26 protein-coding genes are annotated in these 25,571 nt (G+C 58.1%); 15 read left to right on the forward strand and 11 right to left on the reverse strand.

Features of this window, described 5'->3' with window-relative positions:
• Positions 1–18: 18 nt before the first annotated feature.
• Complete coding sequence (locus Z945_RS0109835; RefSeq protein ID WP_025051936.1) at positions 19–1,197, reverse strand: acetyl-CoA C-acyltransferase family protein; 1,179 nt, start codon at positions 1,195–1,197, stop codon at positions 19–21.
• A 125-nt stretch (positions 1,198–1,322) separates the two neighbouring features.
• Here Z945_RS0109835 and Z945_RS0109840 point away from each other — a divergent pair, with 125 nt between their 5' ends.
• Positions 1,323–2,321: a phosphatase domain-containing protein gene (locus Z945_RS0109840; protein ID WP_025051937.1), complete on the forward strand. Its 999-nt coding sequence runs from the start codon at positions 1,323–1,325 to the stop codon at positions 2,319–2,321.
• Here Z945_RS0109840 and Z945_RS0109845 read toward each other — a convergent pair.
• The 3 genes from Z945_RS0109845 to Z945_RS0109855 all read right to left on the reverse strand — a co-directional run bounded on the left by Z945_RS0109845 (position 2,318) and on the right by Z945_RS0109855 (position 5,946).
• Positions 2,318–3,052 (reverse strand): metallophosphoesterase family protein, encoded by a 735-nt coding sequence (locus tag Z945_RS0109845; protein ID WP_025051938.1) that lies wholly within the window; start codon positions 3,050–3,052, stop codon positions 2,318–2,320. The genes Z945_RS0109840 and Z945_RS0109845 overlap by 4 nt on opposite strands.
• Before the next feature lie 76 nt (positions 3,053–3,128).
• On the reverse strand, positions 3,129–4,724 hold the full coding sequence (gene serA, locus Z945_RS0109850; RefSeq protein ID WP_025051939.1) for a phosphoglycerate dehydrogenase: 1,596 nt from the start codon (positions 4,722–4,724) through the stop codon (positions 3,129–3,131).
• Positions 4,725–4,806: 82 nt separating this feature from the next.
• On the reverse strand, positions 4,807–5,946 hold the full coding sequence (locus tag Z945_RS0109855; RefSeq protein ID WP_025051940.1) for a phosphoserine transaminase: 1,140 nt from the start codon (positions 5,944–5,946) through the stop codon (positions 4,807–4,809).
• Between the two features lie 157 nt (positions 5,947–6,103).
• Here Z945_RS0109855 and serB point away from each other — a divergent pair, with 157 nt between their 5' ends.
• Positions 6,104–6,979, forward strand: a complete 876-nt coding sequence (gene serB, locus Z945_RS0109860; RefSeq protein WP_025051941.1) for a phosphoserine phosphatase SerB — start codon at positions 6,104–6,106, stop codon at positions 6,977–6,979.
• A gap of 2 nt (positions 6,980–6,981) precedes the next feature.
• Here serB and Z945_RS0109865 read toward each other — a convergent pair whose 3' ends face one another.
• Positions 6,982–7,962 carry an asparaginase gene (locus Z945_RS0109865; protein WP_025051942.1) on the reverse strand — a complete coding sequence of 327 codons (981 nt, stop codon included), beginning with the start codon at positions 7,960–7,962 and terminating at the stop codon, positions 6,982–6,984.
• Between the two features lie 183 nt (positions 7,963–8,145).
• Between Z945_RS0109865 and Z945_RS0109875 the strand changes: the two genes are divergently transcribed.
• From Z945_RS0109875 to Z945_RS0109890, 4 genes are all read left to right on the forward strand, one after another.
• Complete coding sequence (locus Z945_RS0109875) at positions 8,146–8,670, forward strand: invasion associated locus B family protein (protein WP_025051943.1); 525 nt, start codon at positions 8,146–8,148, stop codon at positions 8,668–8,670.
• Positions 8,671–8,789: 119 nt separating this feature from the next.
• The gene (gene rlmN, locus Z945_RS0109880) at positions 8,790–9,968 is read left to right on the forward strand and encodes a dual-specificity RNA methyltransferase RlmN (RefSeq protein WP_025051944.1); all 1,179 of its coding nucleotides are present in this window, start codon (positions 8,790–8,792) and stop codon (positions 9,966–9,968) included.
• Entirely contained in the window at positions 9,969–10,448 is a 480-nt protein-coding gene (locus Z945_RS0109885) for a protein-tyrosine phosphatase family protein (RefSeq protein ID WP_025051945.1), read from the forward strand. It abuts the gene before it with no gap.
• A 173-nt stretch (positions 10,449–10,621) separates the two neighbouring features.
• Positions 10,622–10,834 (forward strand): hypothetical protein, encoded by a 213-nt coding sequence (locus Z945_RS0109890; RefSeq protein ID WP_025051946.1) that lies wholly within the window; start codon positions 10,622–10,624, stop codon positions 10,832–10,834.
• A gap of 24 nt (positions 10,835–10,858) precedes the next feature.
• On the opposite strand, the gene Z945_RS0109895 is transcribed toward Z945_RS0109890, so the two are convergent.
• Both Z945_RS0109895 and Z945_RS20610 read right to left on the reverse strand, forming a co-directional pair.
• On the reverse strand, positions 10,859–11,704 hold the full coding sequence (locus Z945_RS0109895) for an LOG family protein (protein ID WP_025051947.1): 846 nt from the start codon (positions 11,702–11,704) through the stop codon (positions 10,859–10,861).
• Between the two features lie 30 nt (positions 11,705–11,734).
• The gene (locus tag Z945_RS20610) at positions 11,735–11,872 is read right to left on the reverse strand and encodes a hypothetical protein (protein ID WP_161634087.1); all 138 of its coding nucleotides are present in this window, start codon (positions 11,870–11,872) and stop codon (positions 11,735–11,737) included.
• Between Z945_RS20610 and dapD the strand changes: the two genes are divergently transcribed.
• The 3 genes from dapD (at position 11,871) to Z945_RS0109915 (ending at position 13,412) form a co-directional block, all read left to right on the forward strand.
• Positions 11,871–12,698 carry a 2,3,4,5-tetrahydropyridine-2,6-dicarboxylate N-succinyltransferase gene (gene dapD / locus Z945_RS0109905; RefSeq protein WP_025051948.1) on the forward strand — a complete coding sequence of 276 codons (828 nt, stop codon included), beginning with the start codon at positions 11,871–11,873 and terminating at the stop codon, positions 12,696–12,698. The two genes, Z945_RS20610 and dapD, sit on opposite strands and share 2 nt — an antisense overlap.
• Positions 12,699–12,756: 58 nt before the next feature.
• The gene (locus Z945_RS0109910; protein WP_025051949.1) at positions 12,757–13,011 is read left to right on the forward strand and encodes a GlsB/YeaQ/YmgE family stress response membrane protein; all 255 of its coding nucleotides are present in this window, start codon (positions 12,757–12,759) and stop codon (positions 13,009–13,011) included.
• 62 nt (positions 13,012–13,073) lie between these two features.
• Complete coding sequence (locus Z945_RS0109915) at positions 13,074–13,412, forward strand: hypothetical protein (protein WP_025051950.1); 339 nt, start codon at positions 13,074–13,076, stop codon at positions 13,410–13,412.
• Positions 13,413–13,418: 6 nt separating this feature from the next.
• Here Z945_RS0109915 and Z945_RS0109920 read toward each other — a convergent pair whose 3' ends face one another.
• Both Z945_RS0109920 and Z945_RS0109925 read right to left on the reverse strand, forming a co-directional pair.
• Entirely contained in the window at positions 13,419–14,513 is a 1,095-nt protein-coding gene (locus tag Z945_RS0109920; protein WP_025051951.1) for a Hint domain-containing protein, read from the reverse strand.
• Position 14,514: 1 nt separating this feature from the next.
• Positions 14,515–16,095, reverse strand: coding sequence for a Hint domain-containing protein (locus Z945_RS0109925; protein ID WP_025051952.1), 1,581 nt, complete (start codon positions 16,093–16,095; stop codon positions 14,515–14,517).
• Between the two features lie 285 nt (positions 16,096–16,380).
• Between Z945_RS0109925 and dapE the strand changes: the two genes are divergently transcribed.
• The 5 genes from dapE to Z945_RS0109950 are packed head-to-tail and all read left to right on the forward strand — an operon-like array spanning position 16,381 to position 22,118.
• Positions 16,381–17,526 carry a succinyl-diaminopimelate desuccinylase gene (gene dapE, locus Z945_RS0109930; RefSeq protein WP_025051953.1) on the forward strand — a complete coding sequence of 382 codons (1,146 nt, stop codon included), beginning with the start codon at positions 16,381–16,383 and terminating at the stop codon, positions 17,524–17,526.
• Positions 17,523–17,939, forward strand: a complete 417-nt coding sequence (locus Z945_RS0109935; RefSeq protein WP_025051954.1) for a GNAT family N-acetyltransferase — start codon at positions 17,523–17,525, stop codon at positions 17,937–17,939. Before dapE ends, Z945_RS0109935 begins: the two co-directional genes overlap by 4 nt.
• Positions 17,936–18,517 carry a TIGR04282 family arsenosugar biosynthesis glycosyltransferase gene (locus Z945_RS0109940; RefSeq protein WP_037970836.1) on the forward strand — a complete coding sequence of 194 codons (582 nt, stop codon included), beginning with the start codon at positions 17,936–17,938 and terminating at the stop codon, positions 18,515–18,517. Before Z945_RS0109935 ends, Z945_RS0109940 begins: the two co-directional genes overlap by 4 nt.
• 21 nt (positions 18,518–18,538) lie before the next feature.
• Positions 18,539–20,797 carry a ribonuclease R gene (gene rnr / locus Z945_RS0109945; RefSeq protein WP_025051956.1) on the forward strand — a complete coding sequence of 753 codons (2,259 nt, stop codon included), beginning with the start codon at positions 18,539–18,541 and terminating at the stop codon, positions 20,795–20,797.
• A gap of 49 nt (positions 20,798–20,846) precedes the next feature.
• Complete coding sequence (locus Z945_RS0109950; RefSeq protein WP_025051957.1) at positions 20,847–22,118, forward strand: lytic murein transglycosylase; 1,272 nt, start codon at positions 20,847–20,849, stop codon at positions 22,116–22,118.
• Between the two features lie 29 nt (positions 22,119–22,147).
• Here the strand turns inward: Z945_RS0109950 and Z945_RS0109955 are convergent, their stop codons facing one another.
• A complete protein-coding gene (locus Z945_RS0109955) occupies positions 22,148–23,545 on the reverse strand; it encodes an aspartate aminotransferase family protein (protein ID WP_025051958.1) in 1,398 nt (465 codons plus the stop codon).
• Between the two features lie 63 nt (positions 23,546–23,608).
• Positions 23,609–24,319, reverse strand: a complete 711-nt coding sequence (locus tag Z945_RS0109960) for a GntR family transcriptional regulator (protein WP_025051959.1) — start codon at positions 24,317–24,319, stop codon at positions 23,609–23,611.
• 144 nt (positions 24,320–24,463) lie between these two features.
• Between Z945_RS0109960 and Z945_RS0109965 the strand changes: the two genes are divergently transcribed.
• Positions 24,464–25,549, forward strand: coding sequence for a polyamine ABC transporter substrate-binding protein (locus Z945_RS0109965; RefSeq protein WP_025051960.1), 1,086 nt, complete (start codon positions 24,464–24,466; stop codon positions 25,547–25,549).
• Positions 25,550–25,571: the final 22 nt, after the last annotated feature.

Here is a 25,571-nt window from a genome sequence, read left to right on the forward strand (position 1 = left end):
CACAGCGCGTCACACAGTTCACATCCGTTCAATCGCCAGCGCAATGCCCTGACCGCCGCCGATGCACATGGTGATCAGCGCGCGCTTGCCGCCGATGCGTTCCAGTTCGTAAATCGCCTTGACCGTGATGATCGCACCGGTGGCCCCCACCGGATGGCCCAGCGCGATGGCACCCCCGTTCGGGTTCACTTTCGCCGGCTCGAACCCGAGGTTTTTACTGACTGCCAAAGCCTGCGCGGCGAAGGCTTCATTGCTTTCGATCACGTCGAAATCTGCCGCTGTCAGGCCAGTCTGCGCCAGCAGTTTTTCAACCGCCGGAACAGGGCCGATCCCCATCACTTCAGGGCGCACGCCAGCATGCGCATAGCCGATGATGCGCATCAGGGGCTTCAGCCCGGCCTTCTCTGCCGCCTCTGCCGTAGCCAGCACAACCGCCGCACCGCCATCGTTGATGCCGCTGGCATTCCCTGCTGTCACGCTGCCGTCCTTCTGGAACACGGGCCGCAAACCGGCGAGCGCTTCGGCGGTGGTGGCCTTGGGGTGTTCATCGACCTCGAAAGGGACCATATCGCGTTTCACGCGCACGTCGACCGGGGTGATCTGATCGGTGAAGTATCCAGCGTCTATCGCTGCCGCCGCACGGCGTTGCGATTCCAGCGCAAAGGCGTCCTGATCTTCGCGGCTGATCTGATGCTCTGCGGCGACGTTCTCAGCCGTCACGCCCATATGGCCGGTCCCGAAGGGGCAATTCAGTGTGCCCAGCATCATGTCGACGGTTTTGACATCGCCCATTTTCTGGCCCCAGCGGGCATCGGGCAGAATGTAAGGAGAGCGCGACATTGTCTCGGCCCCGCCTGCAAGTGCGAAATCCGCATCCCCCAGCATGAGCGATTGCGTGGCAGAGACAATCGCCTGCACACCCGATCCACACAACCGGTTCACGTTCATGGCTGGCACGCTGTCAGGAATGCCCGCCTGCATGGCCGCCACGCGGGACAGATACATGTCACGCGGTTCGGTGTTGATTACATGACCAAAGGCGACGTGGCCGATCTGCCCCCCTTCGACGCCTGCGCGCGCCAAAGCGGCCTTGCTGGCCGCGGTGCCCAGATCAATCGGTGGCGTTCCAGCCAATGCGCCGCCGAAGGTGCCGATGGCGGTCCGTGCGCCACCCAGAATTACAATCTCTTTTCCCATGTCGGTTCCTTTGCTGATGTTTTCGCAAATATGTGGGCAAATGACGGCTCTGTCATGCTGAACCTGCCGTCACAGGCGCAGAGAACACCTTTTTGCCGGCGCATTTGACCTGTAAAGAGGGTGGCATGTTAAAGAAGATACTTCACACTACCGTCTGGCGCAGCGAACAAATATTGGACCGGCTGCGAGGCCAGCGTGACAAACGCCGGATCATAGAACCCTATATCGGCTACGCCACACCCGATCATCTGGTGCTGCGCGGGCGCGTCCTTACGGCGCTGCGGCAGAACAAGCCGAAACCGGATCAATCCCGTTGGACCAATTTCAAGCAGATGTTTGCGTTGTTTTTAACCGATGAGGTTGCCGATGTCGAAGTCACGGCAGGGGGCGTCACAGCGTTTTCCGATGCCGAAGGGTATTTCACCTTGCTTTTGCCCCGCGAGGATCAGACCGGCTGGCAAGAGATCGGGCTGCGGATTGTAGGCGAGGATGCAACCGCGTCTTGTCCTGTGTTGGTCCCCGGCGCTGATGCCGCTGTTGCCGTCGTGTCCGATATCGACGATACGGTGCTGGAAACCGGTGCCTATTCACTGATGCGCAACCTATGGACATCGCTGACCGGCAATGCGCTGACCCGTCATATCTTTTCGGACGCGCAACGGTTTCTGGCGGATATGTCTGAAGGGGGGCGTAACCCGGTTTATTTCGTCAGCTCCAGCCCGTGGAACCTTCATACCTTTCTGACCCAGATTTTTGATCGGGCCAATGTGGTGACGGGGCCAAAGTTCCTGCGGGACCTGGGCGTGAGCGAGACCCAGTTCATCACCGGCACACATGGCGACCACAAGGGCAGCAGCATTGATACACTGCTCGCTGCCAATCCCGATGTGCCGCATGTCTTGGTGGGGGACACGGGGCAGCACGATGCCTATGTCTACCGAGACGCCATTCTACGCCATCCCGGACGCATTGTTGCTGTGGTCTTGCGGGAACCCGGTCCTGGTCCGGACGCTGACAGTCTTGCCGCCATGCGAGAGATCAGCGCCACCGGTACGTTGGTTTTGCATGGGCCAACCTTCGACGGGTTTGCACAGAAGCTACAGGCCGCGTTGGCCCAGACCTAAGGTGCGGGAGCCAGTTGCACGCGCCCCTGGTCGGTCAACAGCCAGCAGTTTTGTCCTTCAAAAACCGCAACGGTCAGCGGTTTGCCGTATCCGGCACCCGAATCCAGATTGACCCGGTTCCCGTAATGGGTGGCCTGTTCGACAGGCGTGTGGCCGTGCACGATCAGCTTGGGATGCGGCGCGGTCACCTCATGAAACTCCTTGCGGATCCAGATCAGGTCTTCTTCATCCTGATCGTCAAGCGGCACACCGGGGCGAATGCCTGCGTGGACAAAAAACAGATCTTCGGTCTGGATGCTGAGTGACAAACTGCGCAGAAATGCCAGATGGGTGTCCGGCACGGCAGCCAGCGCCATGCGGTGCACGTCCAACATGCGTGTGCGACCATCAAATTCGACGCCGTAAGAAGCAAGTGTCGTATCGCCGCCAAGACGGGCATGAAGCCAATAGAGTTCGGTCGGCAGATAGGCCTCGTGACGGGGGTAATCCTCCATGAACCAGCTGAACATCCGGTCATGATTGCCCATGATGAAAGACCAGTTGCGGCCTTGCGCCTGTCCGTCAACCAGCCTGTCGATCACACCGCGGCTGTCGGGACCGCGATCGGTATAGTCGCCCAGAAATACGATCCTGGCATCCGCCCCGCCATCGGCCTCGATCCGGGCGAGCGCATGCTCAAGCTCGGTCAGCTGACCATGAATGTCACCTATGGCATAGATCGGTTGTGTCACAGAGCGGTCCTTTTGGATGCAAAACGCCCGCACCATGACGGGGCGGGCGTTTGTGTTGTTAACACTGGAAGGTGGATCAGGCCACGTCGAATTGCAGCGGCTTCACCTGCCGGAACAGGCCGGTCGCCTTGAGCTTGTCCAGAACCGGGCCGGGCACAGGCGCGTCGACATAAAGCAGGGCAATCGCTTCGCCCTTCGATTCAGCGCGTCCAAGGGTGAAGTTCGCGATGTTCACATCGTTCTCGCCCATTGTCTGTCCTAATGTACCGATGATACCCGGCACGTCTTCGTTCGTGGTATAGAGCATATGCGCACCGATTTCGGCATCAATCTGGATGCCTTTGATCTGGATAAAGCGCGGCTTTCCGTCGGAAAACACGGTGCCCGCCACTGAACGCTCACGCTTCTCCGTGACCACGGTCACCTTGATGTACCCGTCAAAGACGCCGGATTTGTCCTGGTTTGTTGTGCTGATCTGGATGCCTTTCTCACGGGCAACCACCGGGGCGCTGACCATGTTCACATCAGGATTTGCACGTTTCATGATACCTGCGACGACGCCGCAGTTCAGCGCCTCAAGGTTCATGTCGGAAACTGTACCGTCATAAAGGATGTTGATCGCTTTGATCGGTTCATCCGTCATCTGACCGACAAAGGCACCAAGGTGACCGGCAAGATTGATCCAGGGCGTCATCACCTGCGCTTCTTCTGCCGTAACGGACGGCATGTTCAGCGCGTTGCTGACAGCACCTGTCAGTAGGTAGTCGGCCATCTGATCAGCAACTTGCAAGGCTACGTTTTCCTGTGCCTCGGTCGTTGCCGCGCCAAGGTGCGGGGTGCAAACCACATTGGGCAGGTTGAACAACGGGTTTTCTGTCGCTGGCTCTTCTTTGAACACATCAAACGCCGCACCTGCCACATGGCCGGACTTCAGCATGTCGGCGAGCGCCTCTTCGTCTACCAGACCACCGCGTGCACAGTTGATAATACGCACGCCTTTCTTGGTCTTGCCGAGGTTTTCGCGGCTGAGGATATTGGCGGTCTGGTCGGTATAGGGCACATGCAATGTGATGAAATCAGCCCGGGCCAGCAGTTCCTCCAGTTCGACCTTTTCGACGCCCATCTTCTTGGCCTTCTCTTCGCCAAGGAAGGGGTCATAGGCCACAACCTTCATTTTAAGGCCATGGGCACGGTCACAGACGATACCGCCGATGTTGCCTGCACCAATCACGCCCAGTGTTTTGCCAGTCAGCTCGACACCCATGAACTTGGACTTTTCCCATTTGCCCGCATGGGTCGATGCGCTCGCCTCGGGAATTTGACGCGCCACGGCGAACATCATTGCAATCGCGTGTTCGGCGGTGGTGATCATGTTGCCGAAAGGTGTGTTCATCACGATCACACCTTTTTTCGAGGCGGCATCCTTGTCGATATTGTCGGTGCCGATCCCGGCGCGGCCAATCACCTTGAGGTTGGGCGCATTGGCGAGAATCTTCTCGGTCACTTTGGTGGCAGAGCGGATCGCAAGACCATCGTAGTTGCCGATCACTTCGGCCAGTTTGTCTTTGTCCTTGCCCAGATCGGGCTGGAAATCGACGTCGATGCCGCGGTCGCGGAAAATTTGAACAGCTGCTTCGCTGAGGCTGTCGGAGATAAGTACCTTGGGAGCCATGGTTTTGGTCCTTCATTGTATAGGGTCGCGTATTCAGCCATCGGCTGTTCTTACGCAGAAAAGATGATGTTCTGGAGTGAGGTCAAACAGAAATTTCGGTTTCAAATGCCCAGGCAAGCCACGGCAGCATCGCCGCAACATCCGAGGTTTCAACCGTACCGCCACACCAAATGCGCAACCCCGGAGGGGCATCGCGATAAGCGCCGACATCAAGCGCGACATTCTCGGTTTCCAGCCTCTTGGCCACGGCTTTGGCGAATGCAGCACCATCGGTGATGCGGGCATCATTGAATTTCAGGCACACAGAAGTGTTGGAGCGTGTCGCCGGATCCGCAGCAAGGAATTCGACCCAGTCGTGGTCCGCCACAAAATCAGCGATGGCTTTTGAATTGGCATCGGCCCGTGCGATCAGACCTTCCAGCCCGCCCACAGTTTTGGCCCATGTCAGTGCTTGCAGATAATCCTCAACACAGAGCATTGATGGGGTGTTGATCGTCTCGCCCTTGAAGATGCCTTCGATCAGCTTGCCGCCTTTGGTCAGGCGGAAAATCTTGGGCAGCGGCCATGCGGGGGTGTAGTTCTCGAGCCGCTCAATCGCGCGGGGCGACAGGATCAACATGCCATGCGCCGCTTCGCCGCCCAGAACCTTCTGCCAAGAGAAGGTCGTCACATCCAGCTTGTCCCACGGCAAGTCCATCGCGAAAGCGGCCGAAGTCGCATCGCACAGCGTCAGACCCTTGCGTTCCGCCGGGATCGCATTGCCATTTGGCATACGCACGCCGGAGGTTGTGCCGTTCCAGGTAAAGCAGACGTCATTATCATAGTTCAGCGCGGCCATATCGACGATCTCGCCATAGTCGGCGGTATGCGTGGTCGCTTCGATCTTCAGCTGCTTCACCACATCGGTGACCCAGCCTGCGCCGAATGATTCCCATGCGACCATTTCGGCAGGGCGTTCGCCCAGCATGGTCCACATGGCCATCTCGAACGCGCCGGTATCGGATGCAGGTACGATGCCGATCTTGTAATCCGCAGGCACGCCCAGAATGTCACGGGTCGTTTCGATCGCTTCCAGCAGCTTGGCTTTGCCAACGGCTGCACGGTGGCTGCGGCCCAAAGGCGCGTCAGACAGGTTTTGCAAATCAAATACGGGGGGTTTGGCACAGGGGCCGGATGAAAAACGCGGATTAGCCGGCCGCGTTGCCGGTTGTTCAATAGCCATTGATGCTATCCTCTCAGATATGCGCCCTTCGTTGGGGAAGGGTGTCCCACGGATGCGTTTATGGGGATGCACGCTCTGGCACAATCTAAAAAACGAGGCTAAACCGCCGCTCGTTCGCATTTTAGCGACATCTTTGGCGCGGATCGGAAACTTGCCTATGTTTACAGTTGTCTTGCTTACCTCACCGGCAAAGCCATCGCTGGATCCCGCGCTTGTCGAAAGTCTGCGCAATGCTTGGGGCGGAGGGGATGCCATCTGGCTGGCACCGGACGAAGCGGCTGAATTTGAACTGGCCCAGATCCCCGAGAACTTCTGGCAGGTCTGGGAAAGCTGTCAGGCGCTGGGTGTCGATATGATCGCCGTTGAGACCCGAACCCGCACCAAGAAAATGCTGTTGGCTGACATGGACAGCACGATGATCCAGCAGGAATGCATCGACGAATTGGCCGATGAAGCCGGTGTCGGTGCCCGTGTCAAAGAAATCACGGCGCGAGCCATGAATGGCGAATTGGATTTCGACGGTGCTCTGCGAGAACGGGTCGGGTTACTGAAAGGGCTGAATGCCAGCGTGATCACCAAGGTGTTGAACGAGCGTATCACCTATATGCCGGGTGGCAGGGCGCTGTTGGCCACGATGAAGGCTCAGGGTGGCCATGCGGCATTGGTGTCAGGTGGCTTTACGGCCTTTACCGAGAAAGTCGCTGAAACGCTTGGGTTTGACGAGAACCGCGCAAATACGTTGATTGCCGAAGGTGGTGTGCTGACAGGGGAGGTTGGCCAGCCGATCCTTGGCAAACAGGCCAAGGTCGACGCGCTTGAACAGATCACGGCCCGCCTTGGGATCACTGAGGATGATGTGATCGCCGTGGGCGATGGGGCCAATGATCTGGGCATGTTGGGCCGTGCGGGTCTGGGTATTGCGCTGCACGCAAAACCACCTGTTGCCGCGGAATGCGACCTACGGGTGAACTTCGGTGATTTGACGGCGCTACTGTATATTCAGGGTTACGCTCGGGTAGATTTCGCGGCCTGAGGTTACAGCAATCCCGCTGCTGGCTTGAGAATACCTGTCTCGATTCCGCGCCAGTTCTTGATCGGCGCATTCAGGCGTTTGAGCGTAGCGGGGTGGTTCGGGTCCAATACACCGAGCCGTACCAAAAGTGCTGCAATCGCACATTCCGCCGCCCGCGTCGTGCCGCAAGCCGCTTTGAGCGCGATACCCATCTTCTGCTCGGGCAAGATCGCGATAAAGAACCCTTCGGCCCCGGTTTTCAACGCAATTTTGCCGTCCATCGCCCGCATCAATTCAGTGCAGGCTCTGGTTTCACCGGCGACCAGTTCGGGGTGCAGGCGCATCGCCTGATGCAACCGCGCCTCGGCGGATCCTTCGGGTGCTGCGGCGAAGTGGGCCATGGCACGGGCCATACCGTGCAGGCTGCATGCGTGGTTGGGGGCGGAGCATCCATCAATCCCGTAGCCGGGAGAGGTTTCACCGGTCACTGTCTCAAAAGCCTCAAGGCAGGCGCGCTGCACGGGATGGGCAGGATCGACATAATCGGGAGCGGCCCCCATATGCTGTGTCAGCGTGAGAAAGCCGGCGTGTTTGCCTGAGCAATTGTTATGTATCTGGCAAGGTGCCTGATGCGCACGGATCAACCCGTCACGGGCGGGGATGTCGGCGGGCTCTTGTGGCCCGCAGCGAAAGGCCTCATCGGTCAGGCCCAAGGTTTCAAGCCAAGCACCAACGCGGTCCGTATGAATGGCCGCCCCCTGATGGGACGCACAGGATAACGCAAGCTGTTCAGTGGTTAGACCGTGTTTGTCTGCCGCACCGGAGGTGAGCAATGGCAGCGCCTGAATCATCTTGGACGAAGAACGCGGCAAGATCACTGCTTCGGGATTGCCCCATGCATCTACAATCTGCCCCGTGTCATCGCAGATGACTGCATGACCTGAATGAACGCTTTCGAGGAAACCGCCGCGCCAGATTTCTGCGAAAGGGGCCGCATGGGTCATCATTCACCTATTTGTTAAGCGAAAACCTGCCAATCAGGGTTTCGTCTGTCGCCTGTTTGGCGTTAATATGCTTTTTGTCGAACAGATAACAGGCACTTGCATTGAGAGCGGTCAGCAAAGTACCGCCATTGAGGTCTGAGAGCGTATTGAGGTCAAGGACAGCTGGAGGCTGGACAGATGGGAATGATGAACAAGTTTGGGGTTGTGGCAGGGCTTTGTGCCTTGATGGCGACCCAAGGCGCGGCGCAGGATCAAAGCACGAACCGTGTGGCGGCTAAGACCGACTGGAGCGTTTTTGTAGAAGATAATCCGACTGAGTGTTGGGGGGTCTCGACGCCCAAGGAAACCGTGAATTCGCGCGATGGGCGCGTGGTGGCGGTGAACCGGGGGCAAACGCTTTTGATGGTATTTTACCGGCCTTCTGCGGGTGCCAAAGGTCAGGTCGCCTTTACCGGCGGATACCCCTTTGCATCCGGGTCTACCGTAACGATGAATATCTCGGGCAATAGTTTTGAGCTGTTCACCGAAGGGGAGTGGGCATGGCCCGCGACCACCGATGATGACTCCAAGATCATCACCGCGATGAAACGCGGTGCGGATGCGGTGCTTTCTGGCCGGTCCGGTCGTGGTACGGCAACCAAAGACACATTTTCGCTGCTGGGCTTTACTGCGGCAGTCGAGGACGCTGCGAAACGCTGCGGCGGCTAAGCTGAAAACCGGGGGGCTGACGTGCAGTCCCCTTGGTCAAATCAGTGAGGCCCGCGCCCTTTTGCAAAATGCGCGCCATCCTATATAGCAGGCACATCCCAAAGAGGTTGAGTCGCACCATGTCCGTTTCCGCACCGATTACCCAAGACGTCCATACCATGCCGCGCAAATTGCCGGAGGGGCCGCAAAACCTGATCGGTTTGACGCGTGAGCAAATGCGCGACGCGTTGATCGCTAGCGGCACGCCCGAAAAGCAGGCCAAGATGCGTGTGGGCCAGATCTGGCAGTGGATCTATCAATGGGGCAAGCGCGACTTTGCCGAGATGACAAACCTGTCCAAAGCGTTCCGCGCTGAACTGGCCGATACCTTTGCGCTCGAGATCCCGGAGGTGGTGACCCGGCAGGTGTCCGAAGATGGCACACGCAAGTATCTGGTGCGCATCGCGGGCGGGCATGAGGTTGAGGTTGTCTATATTCCCGAAGACGGGCGCGGCACGCTTTGCGTTTCGTCACAGGTGGGCTGCACGCTGACCTGCTCGTTCTGTCATACCGGCACGCAAAAGCTGGTGCGCAACCTAACGGCGGCGGAAATCATTGGTCAGGTCATGGTCGCCCGTGACGATCTGGAGGAATGGCCAGAAGTAGGCGCGCGCAGGGTTGAAACGCGATTGCTGTCTAATATCGTCCTGATGGGCATGGGTGAACCGCTTTATAACTTCGAGAACGTGCGCGATGCGATGAAGATCGCGATGGACCCGGAAGGGATCCAGCTAAGCCGCCGGCGGATCACGCTGTCTACATCGGGGGTCGTGCCGGAAATTCACCGCACGGCGCAGGAAATCGGATGCCAGTTGGCGGTCAGCTTTCACGCCACCACAGATGATGTGCGGGACAAACTGGTGCCCATCAACAAGCGCTGGAACATTGAGGCGCTGCTGGATGCGCTGCGCGAATACCCCAAGGTATCGAATTCAGAGCGTATCACCTTTGAATATGTGATGCTGCACGGCGTGAACGACAGTGACGCAGACGCCCATCGTCTGGTTGAGCTGATCAAAGGTATTCCGGCCAAAATCAATCTGATCCCGTTCAACGAATGGCCCGGCGCACCTTATAAGCGGTCGTCGAACAATCGCATCCGTGCTTTTGCCGAGATCGTTTATAACGCAGGCTATGCATCGCCCGTCCGCAAACCGCGCGGCGAAGATATCATGGCGGCCTGTGGTCAGCTGAAATCAGCGACTGAGCGCGCCCGCAAGTCGCGCAAGCAGATCGAGGCTGAAGCGGGTCTATCCTGAATGACGCACCCGGTTTTTGCTGTACCGCTTAGGTACGGCAAACTGTCGATCATGCCCTGTCCACCTGCGGATGATGTGACATTCCTGATGGCGCGTTTGGCAGCATCGGGGGTCACGGATGTTGTTTCCCTGCTGTCGGCAGAGGACATTGCGACGCTACGCCTGGATGCCGAGCCGCAAGCCTGTGCTGCAGCAGGGATCGCATTCTGGTCTTTCCCGATTGAGGACTTTGGGTTGCCTGATCCCGCTCGTTTTAATGATCTGATCAAAGACTTGAATGACCGTTTGTTGGGCGGCGCGCACCTTGTTGTGCATTGTCGGGCCGGGATCGGTCGGTCCGGAATGGTTGCCGCGGCTTTGCTGATGGCACAGGGGGATACAGCCGCTGTGGCCATCCAGAAAGTTAGCACTGCGCGAGGTGTTTCAATTCCCGACACAGTGGAACAAGGCAGATTTATCACCTCGCTACAAAAGTCGTGAAAAGTGTTCGAAGTCTAGGTGCTTGTAGTTGATCGAAAATAAGTGATTTCTACTCAGGGTTACGTGACGTTCTAATCCACCAAAAGACCCTTGTTCTGCCGTATTCCCGCAGAACTCCTGCCACGGTTGGAAAAGAGATTGTTTCTCATCGGAACGCAATCAGGAGACAACCCATGTCTGTCATGTTTAACAAAGATCCCTTCATCACCGCGCAAGTGATTGAATTGGTGCTGCGCGAGCGCGAAAGCGCATTGTCGGCCCGCGAGTGGAAGCACCGTTTGGCGGGCTACGGCTATGCCATCAAAGACACTGATCATGGCCAGGTCGTTGAAACCCTGCCGCATCATGTTGAAATCGGTGTTCTTCCCGCAGCAGCCAGCGCCTGATCCCGGATTGATTTCGGGGTGAGTCTATCTGCCGGGTATTGAATCCCGTGCGGTAGGGGCGTCCCAGTTTTCGATCAACGTCATCGCCTCTTCGGCCGTTTCGACAAAGTGGAACAGGTCCAGATCTTCGGCTGAAATCGTGCCTGCATCAGCAAGCGCATCCCAATTGATGATCTTTTGCCAAAATGCCTTGCCGAACAGCAGGAAGGGAATGCGCTTCATCCGTCCGGTTTGAATTAGCGTAAGCGATTCAAACAATTCATCCATTGTCCCGAACCCGCCGGGAAACACGCAGACCGCTTTCGCCCGCATCAGAAAATGCATTTTGCGGATCGCGAAATAGTGGAAGTTAAAACACAGCTCCGGCGTGACATATTCGTTTGGCGCCTGTTCATGCGGCAACACGATGTTCAACCCGATAGAACGGCCACCGGCATCCATCGCGCCGCGGTTGCCCGCCTCCATCACACCCGGCCCGCCGCCGGTGACGATCACATCGTCGGTCCCGCCATTCTCCATTGATCTCAACGTCATCAGCCGCGCGAATTCGCGTGTTTCATCGTAAAAGCGCGATAGTTCCGCCAGCGTTTCTGTTCGTGCGGTATGTTTTTGCGCCGGTGCCGGGATGCGTGCGCCGCCGAACAGCACGATCGTCGAGGTGATGCCCTCTGCATCCATCATCATTTGTGGCTTCAGCAATTCCAACTGCAGGCGCACGGGCCGCAATTCTTCGCGGCACATGAAATCGTCATCGGTAAAAGCAAGCTGATAGGCAGGCGCACGGGTTTGCGGCGTGTCGGGTACGGATTCGACCGATGCGATATCAGAATGGGCGTCGCGCAGCGGATGGCGGCGTTTGTCGTTTGTCATGAATGTCTCCGGAAATTGTCTGCGCCAGCGTTACGCGGTTGGTGCGAAACTGCAAGCCGATGTCGTGGCAGGGCCGCCGGCTTCAGGCATATCATGCTCGATCATTGCGCTGCGGGCCTGCCACAGGTATAGCGCCAGAAATCCATTCACCAGCAGGAGCCGCCCCATGTCCAACGCCCAACTTGAGATCGCCATCGAGGCTGCATGGGATACCCGTGATCAGATCACGTCGTCTACGAAAGGCGAGCAGCGCGACGCCATCGAAGAGACGCTGAATGCGCTCGACAGTGGCAAGCTGCGCGTGGCGGAAAAGCAGGAAGATGGCAATTGGCACGTAAACCAGTGGGCCAAGAAGGCCGTTCTGCTGGGCTTTCGCATCAAGGATATGGAACATCAGGAAGGTGGCCCGCAGGGTGCCGGCTGGTGGGATAAGGTCGATAGCAAATTCAAGGGCTGGGGCGATGCGCAGTGGCAAGAAGCAGGTTTCCGCGCCGTGCCGAACTGCGTTGTGCGGCGCTCGGCCTATATTGCGCCGGGCGTTGTTCTGATGCCGTCTTTCGTCAACATCGGCGCTTATGTCGACAGTGGCACCATGGTGGACACCTGGGCGACCGTTGGTTCTTGTGCGCAGATCGGCAAGAACGTGCACCTATCGGGCGGCGTTGGCATTGGTGGTGTGTTGGAGCCGATGCAGGCAGGGCCGACCATCATCGAGGACAATTGCTTTATCGGTGCGCGGTCCGAAGTTGTCGAAGGCTGTATCGTGCGCGAAGGATCTGTTCTGGGCATGGGTGTGTTTATCGGCCAGTCGACCAAGATCCTTGATCGTGAGAGCGGTGAAGTCATGTATGGCGAAGTCCCCGCCGGGTCAGTTGTTGTTGCAGGCACCATGCCGTCGAAGAACAACGTGAACCTTTACTGCGCAGTCATCGTCAAGCGTGTGGACGAGCGGACACGTTCAAAAACATCGATCAACGAGTTGCTGCGCGACTAAGCGGGAACGATTTCCCAGTCCGGGCGTTTGGCTCCTAACTAATTTAAAGGATACGAAAATGACCGGACTGGGATGGTTTGCTGCACTTATCGTTGGAGGACTTGCCGGTTGGCTGGCCGGCAAATTTATGGACCGACGCCATGGGCTGTTGCTGAACATCTTTATGGGGATCGTGGGTGCAATGCTGTTCAATGCGGTTTTGGTGTTCATCTTTGGATCCACATTGGGCGGCTGGGTCGGTCAATTGTTTGTCGGTTTTGTCGGTGCCTGTGTCCTGATCGCGTCGATAAGAGCGTTTGGTAAGTCGGGATAACCCTTTCCAAAAATTGTAGATCACGCTAGGGCTGCCTTCCGTAAAAGAAGGTGGCCTTTGTCATGTCAGAGCCTAAAAAGCCCAAGAAACCCTCGCGACAACAGGTTTATACCCTGCTTGTTCAGATCGGTCGCAAGGACGGTGACGGATTACCAGACAAGGCGACGGGTGCCGCGCTGATGTGTTTTGCGTCGGGTATTGATGAGGCCGAGGCCGTACGCGAGACAGTGGCCATTCTGAAACAGGCAGACACCAACCCGCTTGATGTGTCAGGCTATGGTACGCTTGCCGAACGCGAAGCCGAGGGCCACGAGATTGATGATGAAGAGCGCGGATTGATGAAGCGGGCGCTTGATGAAAACTCGGTGATCATCGCGCAGATGACCCCGTTCTTTGATTAAAAGATCCTAGGCGGCGCGGCGCCGCGCAAGATGGATCGCATCGTACCACCGCAGCACATGATGCGCAGGGCGCGGATGCTCTGGCAAACGTGCGCGGTCAAAGGCGTGCAGCAGGCTGCTCTGCAAATGTTCCTCATTCCGCCTGATCCGCCCGACATAGATGCTTTCCACCGCGGTGCCCGCCGCGATGAGGGTTTCGTGCCGGGGTAGGAGCAGTTGCGCATAGTTGATGACCGGCCCGCAGGGTTCGGTCAGAGCGGCAAACCCGTTGACCAGATGGCGCGCAGGCACCAGGACAGCCTCTTGACTGAACAGATATTCGACTTCGGGTCCGTCGATGATCAACCGTTGGTCGGGGGCCACAATAACATCATCCTGAAGCCCGAAATACGGCGCACGCAGCCGTATGGGTCGATAGCTGCCCCGCGCGGGCACATGCCGCTGGACCCGTTGCAGCACCGGCACCACGCCATCATCACGGGTGTTGACCGTATCGCCGCGACGCAGGCTTTGCACGGTCTTGTAGCCCCAAGGGGTGGCGAGCGGTGTGCTGGGTAACAGCGTCGGCATCGGTCCAATCGGTTCGATTTGATCGGAAAGTGCCGCAAAGATCATGTCGGTCGCAAAAGTCTGGCCATTGCGACCCAACATCAGATCGCGAATGTCGTCCAGTGACAGGGGCTGCGGGTTATCCAGATAAACGCTGGACACATGGGTTTCTTCGGGCATTTCCAGCGTCATGCGGCCCCAGTTTACTGTGCTGTCCCAAGAATAGGTGATGCGCACCACATCGGTGCGTCCCGCCTCGCGGTGCTGGATCGCGGCATGGGCAATGGCGTCACCCTGCACCTGAACCAGCGCAATGCCACCACCGGGGATCGCTTGAAAGGTCAGACTGCGCAGGCTGGGGTAGGTGTTTTTGTACCCAAACAGCACCTGCGGACGACCGTCAGCCGACAGCCGTGTTTCGAACATGATACTGCCACGGGTCAGCAGGCTGTGCGGATAGTCGGGCAGGATTGGCGTATCCATTTTGTCGATGCCCAGACCCCGCAAAGAAAACCGCCGGTCCTCGTGATCACAAAGTGCGAGCCATGCCATCTCAGGCCACCTTGGCCGCGCGCAGCAGGTCCGCCTCGTATCGCTTTAAGGTGCGCCGCGCAGCGGGGGAATAGCCACTGCCGGTCTCGGCATCTATCTCGGGAAAGATCGCGCAAATCTCGTCGACGATCTCGCGCTCGAAACTCTTTGTGGTTTGTGGACCGGGTAAAAAGCTCTCGGTCTCCAGCCCTTCCGAGAAAACCACCTGATGGCGGTCAAACAACAGATGCACATATGTCACTTCGCCCCCCGGCCGCCGCCGTACGGAACGGTCATTTACCAAATCGCGGGCGGCCACCAGCACTTCTGCTTCACCGAAAAGCAACTCCGCCAGATTGTCACGGATCAGCACCCGGTGCAGCGGCGAGACAAGCAAGTCGCGATGTGTGCCGAATGTGTTGGCGCGTATGTGGATCGGGGCAAAATCGCCCGTTGCTGCCACCTGTCGGGTGCCAATCCAGCGTAAGGGCTGCGGTCCGTCATCTTGGGTCAGCACCAGATCACCGGGGTGCAGCATTTCGGCGGGACATTCTCCGCCCGGGGTGGCAATCAAAGTGCCGGCAACAAAGCACGGCACACCCGTGGCGTTTACAAAACCAACATCCGTATCGACACCGTTGTCGATGGTATAGGTGAAGTTGAAGTTCTCGACGTCGCCATCGCCCGTCACCGTAAAGGTGCCGTCGGCGTTTAGCTTAACGGTCTGACCCGTTGGCAGGGTGATCGTGTCGCCCGCTGCAACATCGACGCCGTTGATTTGTGTGATGGTCAGCGTGCCCGGGCCGTTGTTGATGTCATTCGCAAGAACATCAATCACCTTGTCGCCTTCGGGGAAGAGATCGATGTTATCTGATATGGCAACAAGATCGGTCTGGACTGAATCGCCTGCGATCAGCAGGTTTGAATCGAAATTGCTGTCCGCCACGTCGCCGATCGCGATCCGCATGGAATTCACCACACCAGGATTGACGTTCATCGTCAATGTCAGCGTGATGGTAAAGCCGTCCATCTCAGTGTTGAATTCGTCATTCTGGTTGTTGACGTACATGTTGATGTTGTTGGACGTATTTACGTTGCCCGGGTCTACATCCCCGTTGCCCACGTCCATCGGAACAAGGGATCCGTTGATCCAGATACCAACAAAATCCTGATAAATCGAGTTTTCAAACTCGGGGTATTCCTCGGACGAAAAGACGAACTGCATCGTCATCGTATCAGTGTCGGGAATGAAATCTACATCTAGCGTAGCGGCGTCATATGTTCGTGCGCCGGCAGCGGCATTGTACTGTCCGAAATTATCGGTGCCGCTGGTATTGGTTGAGGTGTTCGTGTTCTGGTTGGATTGCCCGTTGGAATTTGTGAAATCCTGCGCGTTGCCTGTCGACATGATGATGCCGGTATCACCGGGCGTAACACCAGGAGCGACACTGTTGCCGTTTGAGTAGGTCCCGGCGCTGTCGATATCGCCGTAGTATGTGGCACCTGTTACCGTCACACCATTGCCGAAAATGGTTTGCGCTAGATCCGTCGCTGTCGTGCCTTCGCGCATCGTATTAATCGGAAGTTCTGATGCCGCTACCATTGTCCTGCCTCACACCTTGGGCCCGGAAAGCAATGCTCAGCGCAGCATCAGACGCATGAAACGTCCGTCACTGTCATGGTAATGTGCGGTGCGGTCGGCCCTGTTTTCAGGTGCTCTGTCGCGGTGCGGTACTGCTGATGCCCTGCCTCGGGTCATATTATTGACATAATGTTAACAGCCCGCAGGTCTGCTGTTAAGCATTTCTTGCGCAGGCCCCCTTGGCACCGCGCTCTTTTCGCCACAAAAAGAGGGCGTTGCCTGTAATTCACACCGAAAGGAGCCGTCATGGCCCCCGTCGATCCTGCCGACCTCACTGCCCAACTGGTGCGCTGCGCCTCTGTCACCCCTGCCAACGATGGCGCGTTGGAGGTGCTGGAGACCCTGCTTTCGGATGCTGGCTTTGACTGCGCATGGGCGGACCGCGGTGGGATCAAGAATCTCTTTGCCCGTTGGGGCAACAAGGGCAACACGCGCTCTTTCGGCTTTAATGGTCATACGGATGTGGTGCCTATCGGCAATCCGGATGATTGGACCATGCCACCCTTCGGGGCCGAGGTGAAAGACGGCATCATGTACGGTCGCGGCACCACTGATATGAAATCGGGTGTCGCCGCCTTTGCAGCTGCCGCCGTCGATTTTGTGCGGGATACGCCGCCGGATGGATCGGTGATCCTCGCCATCACAGGCGATGAGGAGGGCGATGCAACTGACGGCACGACGGCACTGCTGGAACATATGGAAAAGCACGGCGAGCGGATGGATGTCTGCCTAGTGGGAGAACCGACCTGCCCGGAAGCGATGGGCGAGATGATCAAGATCGGGCGGCGCGGGTCCATGACAATTTGGTTCAAGGTGATCGGCAAGCAGGGTCACTCCGCCTATCCGCACCGCGCCAATAACCCGTTGCCCGCGATGGTGCGCTTGATGGACCGGCTTGCTTCGCATGAATTGGATCAGGGTACCGACCATTTCGATCCGTCAACGCTGGCGGTGGTGACTGTGGATACAGGCAACCCCGCGACCAACGTCATCCCCGCCTCTTGCGCGGCGACAGTGAACATCCGGTTCAATGATACCCATTCCGGAGCCAGCCTGACCGAGTGGATTGATGGAGAAGTGACGAAAATTCGCGATGCATTCGGTGTGCAGATCGAGACCAAAGTGAAGATTTCCGGCGAAAGCTTCATCACGCCGCCGGGCGATTTGTCGAGCTTGGTTGCCACGGCGGTCGAGGCGGAAACCGGCGTGAAACCGCAGCTGTCCACTACCGGCGGCACCTCGGACGCTCGGTTCGTCAAATCGCACTGTCCCGTGGTCGAATTCGGGTTGGTCGGACAATCCATGCATCAGGTCGATGAGCACGTCCGCGTGGAGCATATCCACCAGCTCAAGGCCATCTACGGCCGCATCCTGCGCGACTATTTTGCATGAGTGTTGCTGTCGCTCTGACCGATGATATCGCCGCTTGCCACCATCTTCGGCGGGTGGTTTTTATCGAGGAACAAGGCGTGTCGGAAGCCGATGAGCTTGATGATCTGGATGATCAAGCACTGCACCTTCTGGCGAAAGATAAGCAGGTTCCGGTTGGCACCGCCCGCATCGTGATCCTTGACGGCACCGCCAAAATCGGGCGGGTCTGTGTGCTGCCTTCGCATCGCGGCACAGGCCTTGGTGCGGCACTCATCTGCGCGGCGCTGGATGTGTCGCGGGGCAAAGCGGTGCGGGCAAAGCTGGGGGCACAGACACATGCACTTGGGTTCTATCAGGCGCTGGGGTTCACTGCTGTCGGGCCGGTCTATGATGACGCAGGTATCGACCACCGCGATATGGTGCGCGACCTGTGAACGGAACATTGATCGTGATGGTCAAAGAGCCGCGCCCGGGACGTGTGAAAACCCGTTTGGGCCGCGACATCGGGATGACTGCCGCCGCGTGGTGGTTTCGCCATCAGACACAAAGCCTGCTGCGTCGCATTGAAGACCCGCGCTGGCAAACGGTTCTGGCCGTCTCGCCCGACCGCGAGGGCTTGAGCAGCCGCATCTGGCCTGCGCATCTGCCGCGCTGGGCGCAGGGGCGAGGCAATTTGGGTGACCGTATGGCCCGTATGTTGGCCTGTGCGCCCGGTCCTGCCTGCGTTATCGGTGCGGATATTCCGGGCATCACCTCGCGCCACATTGCCCAGGCTTTTGCCGCACTTGGGGATCATGATGCGGTTTTTGGTCCGGCCCCGGACGGGGGGTATTGGTTGATCGGTCTGAAACACCCGCGCCGCCCGCCGCCAGCGTTTTTCGCAAATGTACGTTGGTCTACAGAACACGCATTGTCCGACACCAAGGCCACGCTGCCCAACCATCGCATCGCCCATGTCGCAACCTTGCAAGACGTGGATACCCTGCGCGATTTGCCCATGACGCGCCGCTAGCCGCGTGATACGCCTCTGAGCATGAGCAAACTCCCTACCAAAGCCGAGATCCTCGACTGGATCGAACAGAACCCCACCCTCGCGGCCAAGCGCGACATCGCCAAGGCCTTTGGCATCAAAGGTGCTGCTCGGATTGATCTGAAACGCATCCTTAAGGAACTGGAGGCGGAAGGGCATCTGGAAAAGCGCAAGCGCAGCTATGCGGACCCCGATCGGCTGCCGCCTGTTTCTGTTCTGATGGTCACAGGGCCGGATGGGCAGGGCGATTTGTTTGCCAAACCGATGGAATGGCAGGGCAGCGGGGTAGAGCCGCGCGTGCTTGTCATCCCCCGAGCCTCTGACCCGGCGCTGGGCGAGGGCGACCGCATTCTGGCGCGGCTGACACAGGTGAAGGGCGACGATCACCACTATGAGGCGCGGCTGATCCGACGGATCGGGACGAACCCCAAGAAGGTTCTGGGTATCTTCCGCAAGAGCACCGAAGGCGGGCGGATTGTGCCCATCGACAAGGGTGCCGATCGCGAATGGGTCGTGGCCGACAATGCAACGGGCGGGGCCAAGGATGGCGAGTTGGTCGAGGCCGAACAGGCGGGGCCAAAGGGTCGCATGGGTCTGCCCAAGGCGCGGGTGATCGACCGGCTGGGCGATCCTTCCGCGCCCAAGGCGGTATCGCTGATTGCAATCCACCAGCACGGTATCCCCGATGATTTTCCCGACGAGGTGATCGCCGAAGCTGACGCCGCCAAACCGATGGGCCTGAAAGGCCGTGAAGACCTGCGCGATCTGCCGTTGATCACCATTGACCCCTCGGATGCCCGCGACCACGATGATGCCTGCTATGCCCATGCGGATGAAGACCCCAAAAACGAAGGCGGCCATGTCGTCTGGGTCGCGATTGCCGATGTGGCGGGCTATGTCACGCCCGGTTCCGCGCTGGACCGCGAGGCGCGCAAGCGCGGCAACTCCACCTATTTCCCCGACCGCGTGGTGCCCATGCTGCCGGACCGCCTGTCGGGCGATCTGTGTTCGCTGCACGAAGGCGTGCCGCGCGCCTGTATCGCCGTGCGCATGGTGCTGGGCGCAGCCGGCAACAAGCTGGGTCATACGTTTCACCGCGGGCTCATGCGCTCTCCTGCGTCCTTGCATTACGAAGAGGTGCAGGATGCCATCGACGGGCAGCCGAATGACCGCACAGGCCCTTTGCTTGAGCCTGTTTTGCAGCCGCTTTATGCCGCCTATGCCGCGCTTAAAGCAGCGCGGGGCCGCCGCCAACCGCTTGATCTGGATCTGCCGGAACGGCGCGTGGAACTGGCTGAAGATGGCACCGTTAAATCCATTAATTTCAAGGACCGGCTGGATGCCCACCGCCTGATCGAGGAATTCATGGTGCTGGCCAATGTCGCCGCTGCCGAGACGCTGCTGGAAAAGAAAGTACCGCTGCTGTTCCGCATCCACGAAGAACCAACACCCGAAAAGCTTGAAAGCCTGCGCGAGACGGCACAGGCCGCTGGTTTTACGCTGGCCAAAGGGCAGGTGCTTCAGACCGCGCACCTTAACAAGCTGTTGAACGATGCCGCAGGCTCTGACGAGGCTGAGTTGATCAACCTCTCTACCCTTCGCTCCATGACGCAGGCCTACTACGGCCCCGCACATATCGGGCATTTTGGCCTCGCTTTGCGGTCTTATGCGCACTTCACCTCACCCATCCGCCGATATGCGGATCTGATCGTGCACCGTGCTTTGATCACCGCACATGGTTGGGGCAAGGACGGCCTGCAGCCCGAAGATTTCGAGACACTGGAGCAAACCGGTGCGCATATTTCCGACACCGAGCGGCGCTCGATGGTGGCGGAACGCGACACGACAGACCGCTATCTTGCATCCTACTTGTCTGAGCGTGTCGGTAACGAATTTTCTGGCCGGATCAGCGGCATCGCCCGCTTTGGTGTGTTCGTAAAGCTGGATGAAACAGGCGCTGATGGGTTGCTGCCCATGCGGTCACTGGGCCGCGAATACTTTCACCATGATGCCGAGGCGCAGACGCTGATGGGGTCGGACACCGGCATGATTATCTCGCTGGGCCAGCGGGTCAAAGTGAGGCTGGCCGAAGCAACGCCGGTCACGGGTGGTATCCTGCTCGAACTGCTTGAGATCGAAGATCAGAAGGTGGCGCAGGGCCGCCGATCACCGGCAGGGCGTAGCACCCCGCGCCGCAAATCTGCCAAGGCCAAACAGAAAAAAGACAAGATCAAGCGCAAGGTGACGCGTACACGGCGCTGATAGCTCCGTGAACGGGCTTAGATTAGCGTAACGGGAAAAAGGCGGTTTCATGCGGCGTTCAGTTTCTCTTGCAACGGTTACTGCAATCCTCTTGTCGACAGGGGCGGCGATGGCGACGGGCCCTATGCAGTCCATCAGGCCAGCAGAGCGGAGCGTTCAAGCGACATCCGAGACGCCAAAAGCTGCCGCACCCAGCACGCAAGGTTTGCGGACCTGGGTTCAGGCGTTTCGCGCCCGCGCTTTGAAGCAGGGCATTGCGGCATCTACCTTTGATACTGCCATGCGCGGTCTGACATACGACAGCGACATCATCCGACGCGACCGCAATCAGGCCGAGTTCACCAAGACGATCTGGGATTACCTTGATACCGCTGTGTCCGACCTGCGCATTGCCAACGGACGGAAGGCCTTGGCAAAATGGAACACCACGCTGGATCGGATCGAGGCGCAGTTTGGCGTTGAAAAAGAAGTCGTGGTTGCGATCTGGGGCCTAGAAAGCGCTTATGGCACCTTTCGCGGGTCCGCGCCTGTTATCAACGGTCTGGCGACATTGGCTTTTGACGGAAGGCGGGCCGCGTTTTTTGAAAGCGAGTTGATTGATGCTTTGCGTATCCTGCAGAATGGCGATGTCTCACCGGGACAGATGACTGGAAGCTGGGCAGGTGCAATGGGGCATACGCAATTCATGCCCTCTTCTTTTCAGGCTCACGCAGTTGATTTCGACAACAACGGAACGCGCAACATCTGGGGTGATGATCCGGTAGATGCCCTTGCTTCGACGGGCGCCTACCTCAGACACTTTGGCTGGACGGCGGACCAGCCTTGGGGGGTGGAGGTGCAGTTGCCTAAGGGGTTCGATGTATTGCTGGCAGACCGTAAGATCACCAGACTGCCAAGCGAATGGGCTGCCCTTGGGGTGACACCTGGCTCGGGTGAATTCGAGGATGCCCACGGTATGGCTTCGGTCCTGCTGCCAGGAGGTGCCGAAGGTGCGGCTTTTCTAATTTTCTCTAACTTCGCAGTTTTGGAGAAGTACAACACCGCAGACGCTTATGTAGTCGGCGTTGGGCATCTGAGCGATCGGATCGAAGGTGGTCCTGCCATCGCGCACAACTGGCCCCGACGATTGCGCGCGCTTAGCAAGGGCGAGCGGATCGAGTTGCAGGAGCGTTTGACCGCAGCCGGCTTTGACACGGTCAAGATTGATGCCAAAATGGGTCCATTGACCATCGACGCCGTGCGACGGTTTCAGCAGTCGCAGGGCGTGTTGTCAGACGGCTACCCTTCGTTGATGGTGCTCGACCGGCTGCGCGGATTGTAGGGCGGGGTTCACCCCGCCCTACATCCGGCTCAGGATGCAGCTTTGAGCATATCTTTATCTTTGAGGTCTTTGTAAGTCGCATCCAGCGCTTGCTTAGCACGGGTGGCGAAAACGTCGATTTCCTTTGGTGTGATCACCAGCGGGGGTGAGATGATCATCCGGTCGCCCACATGGCGCATCACCAGATTGTTGGCGAAACAATGCTCGCGACACATGTAGCCGACGGTCCCTGTGTCGCCCGCAAACCTGGCGCGGCTTTCCTTGTGCGGCGTCAGCGGCAATGATGCCATCATCCCGCATTTGTTTACCCCGCCCACAAGGGGATGCTCCCCCAGTTCTTCGAGCGCCGCGTGCAGGGCAGGGGCCGCCACGTTGCGGACATGCGAAAGAATGTCCTCTTCTTGCATGATGCGCAGGTTTTCCATCGCCACAGCAGCACAGACGGGATGGCCGGAATAGGTATAGCCGTGGTTGAATTCGCAGGCGTTGATCACTTCTGCAATCTCGTCCGATACAATCGACCCGCCGATGGGCGCATAGCCGGACGACAGCCCCTTGGCGATGGTCATGATGTCGGGCGTGATGCCCATGGTTTCTGAACCGAACCAGTTGCCGGTCCGGCCAAAGCCACAGATCACCTCGTCTGCAATCAACAGCACGTCATACTTTTTACAGATGCGCTGAATTTCAGGCCAATAGGTGCTGGGCGGGATGATCACGCCACCCGCACCCTGAACCGGCTCTCCGATAAAGGCAGCGACGTTCTCGGCACCCAGTTCAAGAATTTTTGCTTCCAGTTCCTGCGCACGGGCAAGGCCGAATTCTTCGGGTGTGTGATCGCCGCCTTCAGCCCACCAATCGGGTTGACCAATATGATGGATACCCGGGATCGGCATACCGCCCTGCGCATGCATATAGGTCATGCCTCCCAAAGAGCCGGACCCCATGGAAGACCCGTGATAGGCATTCTTGCGGCTGATCACATGGCTCTTTTCCGGCTGGCCCTTTTCGGCCCAATAGACCCGAACCATCCGCAGGTTGGTGTCGTTTGCCTCTGACCCCGATCCGGCAAAGAAGATGTGGTTCAGATGTGGCGGCGCGATCTTGGCCAATTCCGCAGACAACGCGATCACGGGCACATGGGTCGTTTGAAAGAAAGTATTGTAGAACGGCAGTTCGTTCATCTGTCGTGCTGCCACCTGACCCATCTCGGTGCGGCCATAGCCAAGGTTCACGCACCACAGACCGGCCATCGCATCGAGGATTTCGTTGCCGTCGCTGTCGGTCAGGAAAACCCCCTTGGAGCGGGTAATGACCCGCGCGCCCTTGGCGTTGATCTCGTCGCCCGTTGTGAACGGATGCATGTGATGCGCGGCGTCCAGCGCCTGAAGCTCGGCAGTGGGCAGATGGTTGGTGATGGCGGACATGATTCTGGACCTATGCAAAGGGGAAAACAGCTTTGCGTCAGAATATGATCAAATTATGCGAAGTCAATCGAATCGCCGCGGCACGCTGTCTTCTGTCAGGGCCATCTCGATCTGCTGCGCCCCCTGCGCGACATCTTCGGCCATAGCGCGCCCTGCCGCGTCCGTATCGCCTTGCGCGAAGGCCGCAAGCAAATCGGCGTGTTTGTCAGGCAAATTGCTGGTGCCAAAGCGGCCACAGACAACGCGGAGAGAAGGCCCGAACCGCAACCAGAGCCTGTCTACTGTGGCGGCCATGATGGGGGCGTCTGCTGTATCATTGATCAAGGCGTGAAAGCGATAATTGTGGGTCAGGTAGCCGCCAACATCGCCCTGCGCGATGGCTTGATTCAGGTCATCATCGCAGTCGCGCAGGCGAGCCAGAATATCGGGCCCCATGCGTGCAGCTGCCCGGCGGGCCAGCTCTGGCTCAAGAGTTTTCCGCATGAAAGCGAGTTCTTGGGCGCAAGCCACGGTCAGCACGGGAACGCTGACGCGGCGATTGCCCTGGTGGGTCAACGCCCCTTCGGCAATCAAACGGCGCAAAGCTTCGCGCACCGGGGTCATGCCGACCCCAAGCTGTGTGGTAAGCCCTTGAATGGTAACGGGCTGACCGGGTGCCAGATCACCGAACAGAATCGTCAGCCTCAGCTTTTCGTACACGGTCTGATGTGCCGGGGTCTTGCCGGTCTCACTGCCTGAAAACGGATTGGTCGAAGTGATCACATCTACGTTCATCAAAGCTTGCCTGTTCATTGCGCACATCGACGCAGCTTGCACCTCTGCGTCCTGCGTGAAACCATAAAGTATCTTGCCGTAAGAGGCAAAACTTGATCAAATTGATCCAATGCCGGGAAAACCCGGTCACAATGGGAGTTTTAGATGACATATCGTATTCTTGGTGGCGTTGCCGCCGCAGCGCTTTTTGCCGGTGCCGCGACCGCCGATGAAGTCCGCGTATACAACTGGTCCGACTATATCGACGAAAGTCTGCTGGAGAAGTTCGAAGAAGAGACAGGCATCGACCTTATCTATGACGTTTTCGACAGCAATGAAGTGCTGGAAACCAAGCTGCTGGCTGGTGGATCGGGTTATGATGTTGTGGTGCCGTCGGGCACCTTTTTGCAGCGCCAAATCACCGCGGGTGCCTTTCAGAAGCTGGATAAATCAAAACTGCCGAACATCGAAAACATGTGGAGTGTGATCAACGACCGGCTCACGAAATACGACCCTGAAGCTGCCTATGCGATCAACTATATGTGGGGCACAACCGGGCTGGGCGTGAATATCAACAAGGTCAAGGAAGTGCTGGGCGAAGATGCGCCGGTAAACTCTCTGGCCCTCGTGCTCGACCCCGCCAACATGGAGAAGCTTGCATCTTGCGGCGTTCATTTCCTTGATGCCCCGGTAGAGCTTATCCCCGCCACGCTGGCCTATATCGGTGAAGACCCCGACAGCCAGGATCTGGAAGTGATCGGTAAGACCGAGCCGGTTCTGACCGCTGTTGCTCCCTATGTTCAGAAGTTCCACAGCTCTGAGTACATCAACGCGCTGGCCAACGGTGATATCTGCGTTGCAGTGGGCTGGTCCGGTGATATCCTGCAAGCACGCGACCGTGCGGCAGAGGCCGACAATGGTGTTGAGATCGAATATTATGCGCCAAAGGAAGGTGCGCTGATGTGGTTCGACAACATGGCGATTCCGGTTGATGCGCCAAACCCCGAAGCGGCGCATACCTTCCTGAACTTCATTATGGATGCGCAAAACATGGCAGCGGCGTCGAACTATGTTTATTACGCCAATGGCAACGAGGCGTCCCAAGAGTTTCTTGAGGAAGACGTGATCGGCGATACCGCGATCTATCCTGACGCGGCAACGCTCGATAACCTCTATACGACCTCGCCCTATGGCCCCAAGGTGCAGCGTGGCGTGACGCGCATGTGGACCAAGATCAAGTCAGGTACCTGATCTGAAACGGGGCGCGGCCAAC

The sequence above is a fragment of the Sulfitobacter noctilucae genome (assembly GCF_000622365.1).
Lineage (GTDB): Bacteria > Pseudomonadota > Alphaproteobacteria > Rhodobacterales > Rhodobacteraceae > Sulfitobacter > Sulfitobacter noctilucae.

What these genes read in the sequence shown, in the direction of transcription:
- Z945_RS0109835 (WP_025051936.1), bottom strand. Translation starts at nt 1,197, where the DNA reads ATGGGAAAAGAGATTGTAATTCTGGGTGGCGCACGGACCGCCATCGGC.
- Z945_RS0109840 (WP_025051937.1), top strand. Translation starts at nt 1,323, where the DNA reads ATGTTAAAGAAGATACTTCACACTACCGTCTGGCGCAGCGAACAAATA.
- serA (WP_025051939.1), bottom strand. Translation starts at nt 4,724, where the DNA reads ATGGCTCCCAAGGTACTTATCTCCGACAGCCTCAGCGAAGCAGCTGTT.
- Z945_RS0109855 (WP_025051940.1), bottom strand. Translation starts at nt 5,946, where the DNA reads ATGGCTATTGAACAACCGGCAACGCGGCCGGCTAATCCGCGTTTTTCA.
- serB (WP_025051941.1), top strand. Translation starts at nt 6,104, where the DNA reads ATGTTTACAGTTGTCTTGCTTACCTCACCGGCAAAGCCATCGCTGGAT.
- Z945_RS0109865 (WP_025051942.1), bottom strand. Translation starts at nt 7,962, where the DNA reads ATGACCCATGCGGCCCCTTTCGCAGAAATCTGGCGCGGCGGTTTCCTC.
- Z945_RS0109875 (WP_025051943.1), top strand. Translation starts at nt 8,146, where the DNA reads ATGATGAACAAGTTTGGGGTTGTGGCAGGGCTTTGTGCCTTGATGGCG.
- rlmN (WP_025051944.1), top strand. Translation starts at nt 8,790, where the DNA reads ATGTCCGTTTCCGCACCGATTACCCAAGACGTCCATACCATGCCGCGC.
- Z945_RS0109885 (WP_025051945.1), top strand. Translation starts at nt 9,969, where the DNA reads ATGACGCACCCGGTTTTTGCTGTACCGCTTAGGTACGGCAAACTGTCG.
- Z945_RS0109890 (WP_025051946.1), top strand. Translation starts at nt 10,622, where the DNA reads ATGTCTGTCATGTTTAACAAAGATCCCTTCATCACCGCGCAAGTGATT.
- Z945_RS0109895 (WP_025051947.1), bottom strand. Translation starts at nt 11,704, where the DNA reads ATGACAAACGACAAACGCCGCCATCCGCTGCGCGACGCCCATTCTGAT.
- dapD (WP_025051948.1), top strand. Translation starts at nt 11,871, where the DNA reads ATGTCCAACGCCCAACTTGAGATCGCCATCGAGGCTGCATGGGATACC.
- Z945_RS20610 (WP_161634087.1), bottom strand. Translation starts at nt 11,872, where the DNA reads ATGGGGCGGCTCCTGCTGGTGAATGGATTTCTGGCGCTATACCTGTGG.
- Z945_RS0109910 (WP_025051949.1), top strand. Translation starts at nt 12,757, where the DNA reads ATGACCGGACTGGGATGGTTTGCTGCACTTATCGTTGGAGGACTTGCC.
- Z945_RS0109915 (WP_025051950.1), top strand. Translation starts at nt 13,074, where the DNA reads ATGTCAGAGCCTAAAAAGCCCAAGAAACCCTCGCGACAACAGGTTTAT.
- Z945_RS0109920 (WP_025051951.1), bottom strand. Translation starts at nt 14,513, where the DNA reads ATGGCATGGCTCGCACTTTGTGATCACGAGGACCGGCGGTTTTCTTTG.
- Z945_RS0109925 (WP_025051952.1), bottom strand. Translation starts at nt 16,095, where the DNA reads ATGGTAGCGGCATCAGAACTTCCGATTAATACGATGCGCGAAGGCACG.
- dapE (WP_025051953.1), top strand. Translation starts at nt 16,381, where the DNA reads ATGGCCCCCGTCGATCCTGCCGACCTCACTGCCCAACTGGTGCGCTGC.
- Z945_RS0109935 (WP_025051954.1), top strand. Translation starts at nt 17,523, where the DNA reads ATGAGTGTTGCTGTCGCTCTGACCGATGATATCGCCGCTTGCCACCAT.
- rnr (WP_025051956.1), top strand. Translation starts at nt 18,539, where the DNA reads ATGAGCAAACTCCCTACCAAAGCCGAGATCCTCGACTGGATCGAACAG.
- Z945_RS0109950 (WP_025051957.1), top strand. Translation starts at nt 20,847, where the DNA reads ATGCGGCGTTCAGTTTCTCTTGCAACGGTTACTGCAATCCTCTTGTCG.
- Z945_RS0109955 (WP_025051958.1), bottom strand. Translation starts at nt 23,545, where the DNA reads ATGTCCGCCATCACCAACCATCTGCCCACTGCCGAGCTTCAGGCGCTG.
- Z945_RS0109960 (WP_025051959.1), bottom strand. Translation starts at nt 24,319, where the DNA reads ATGAACGTAGATGTGATCACTTCGACCAATCCGTTTTCAGGCAGTGAG.
- Z945_RS0109965 (WP_025051960.1), top strand. Translation starts at nt 24,464, where the DNA reads ATGACATATCGTATTCTTGGTGGCGTTGCCGCCGCAGCGCTTTTTGCC.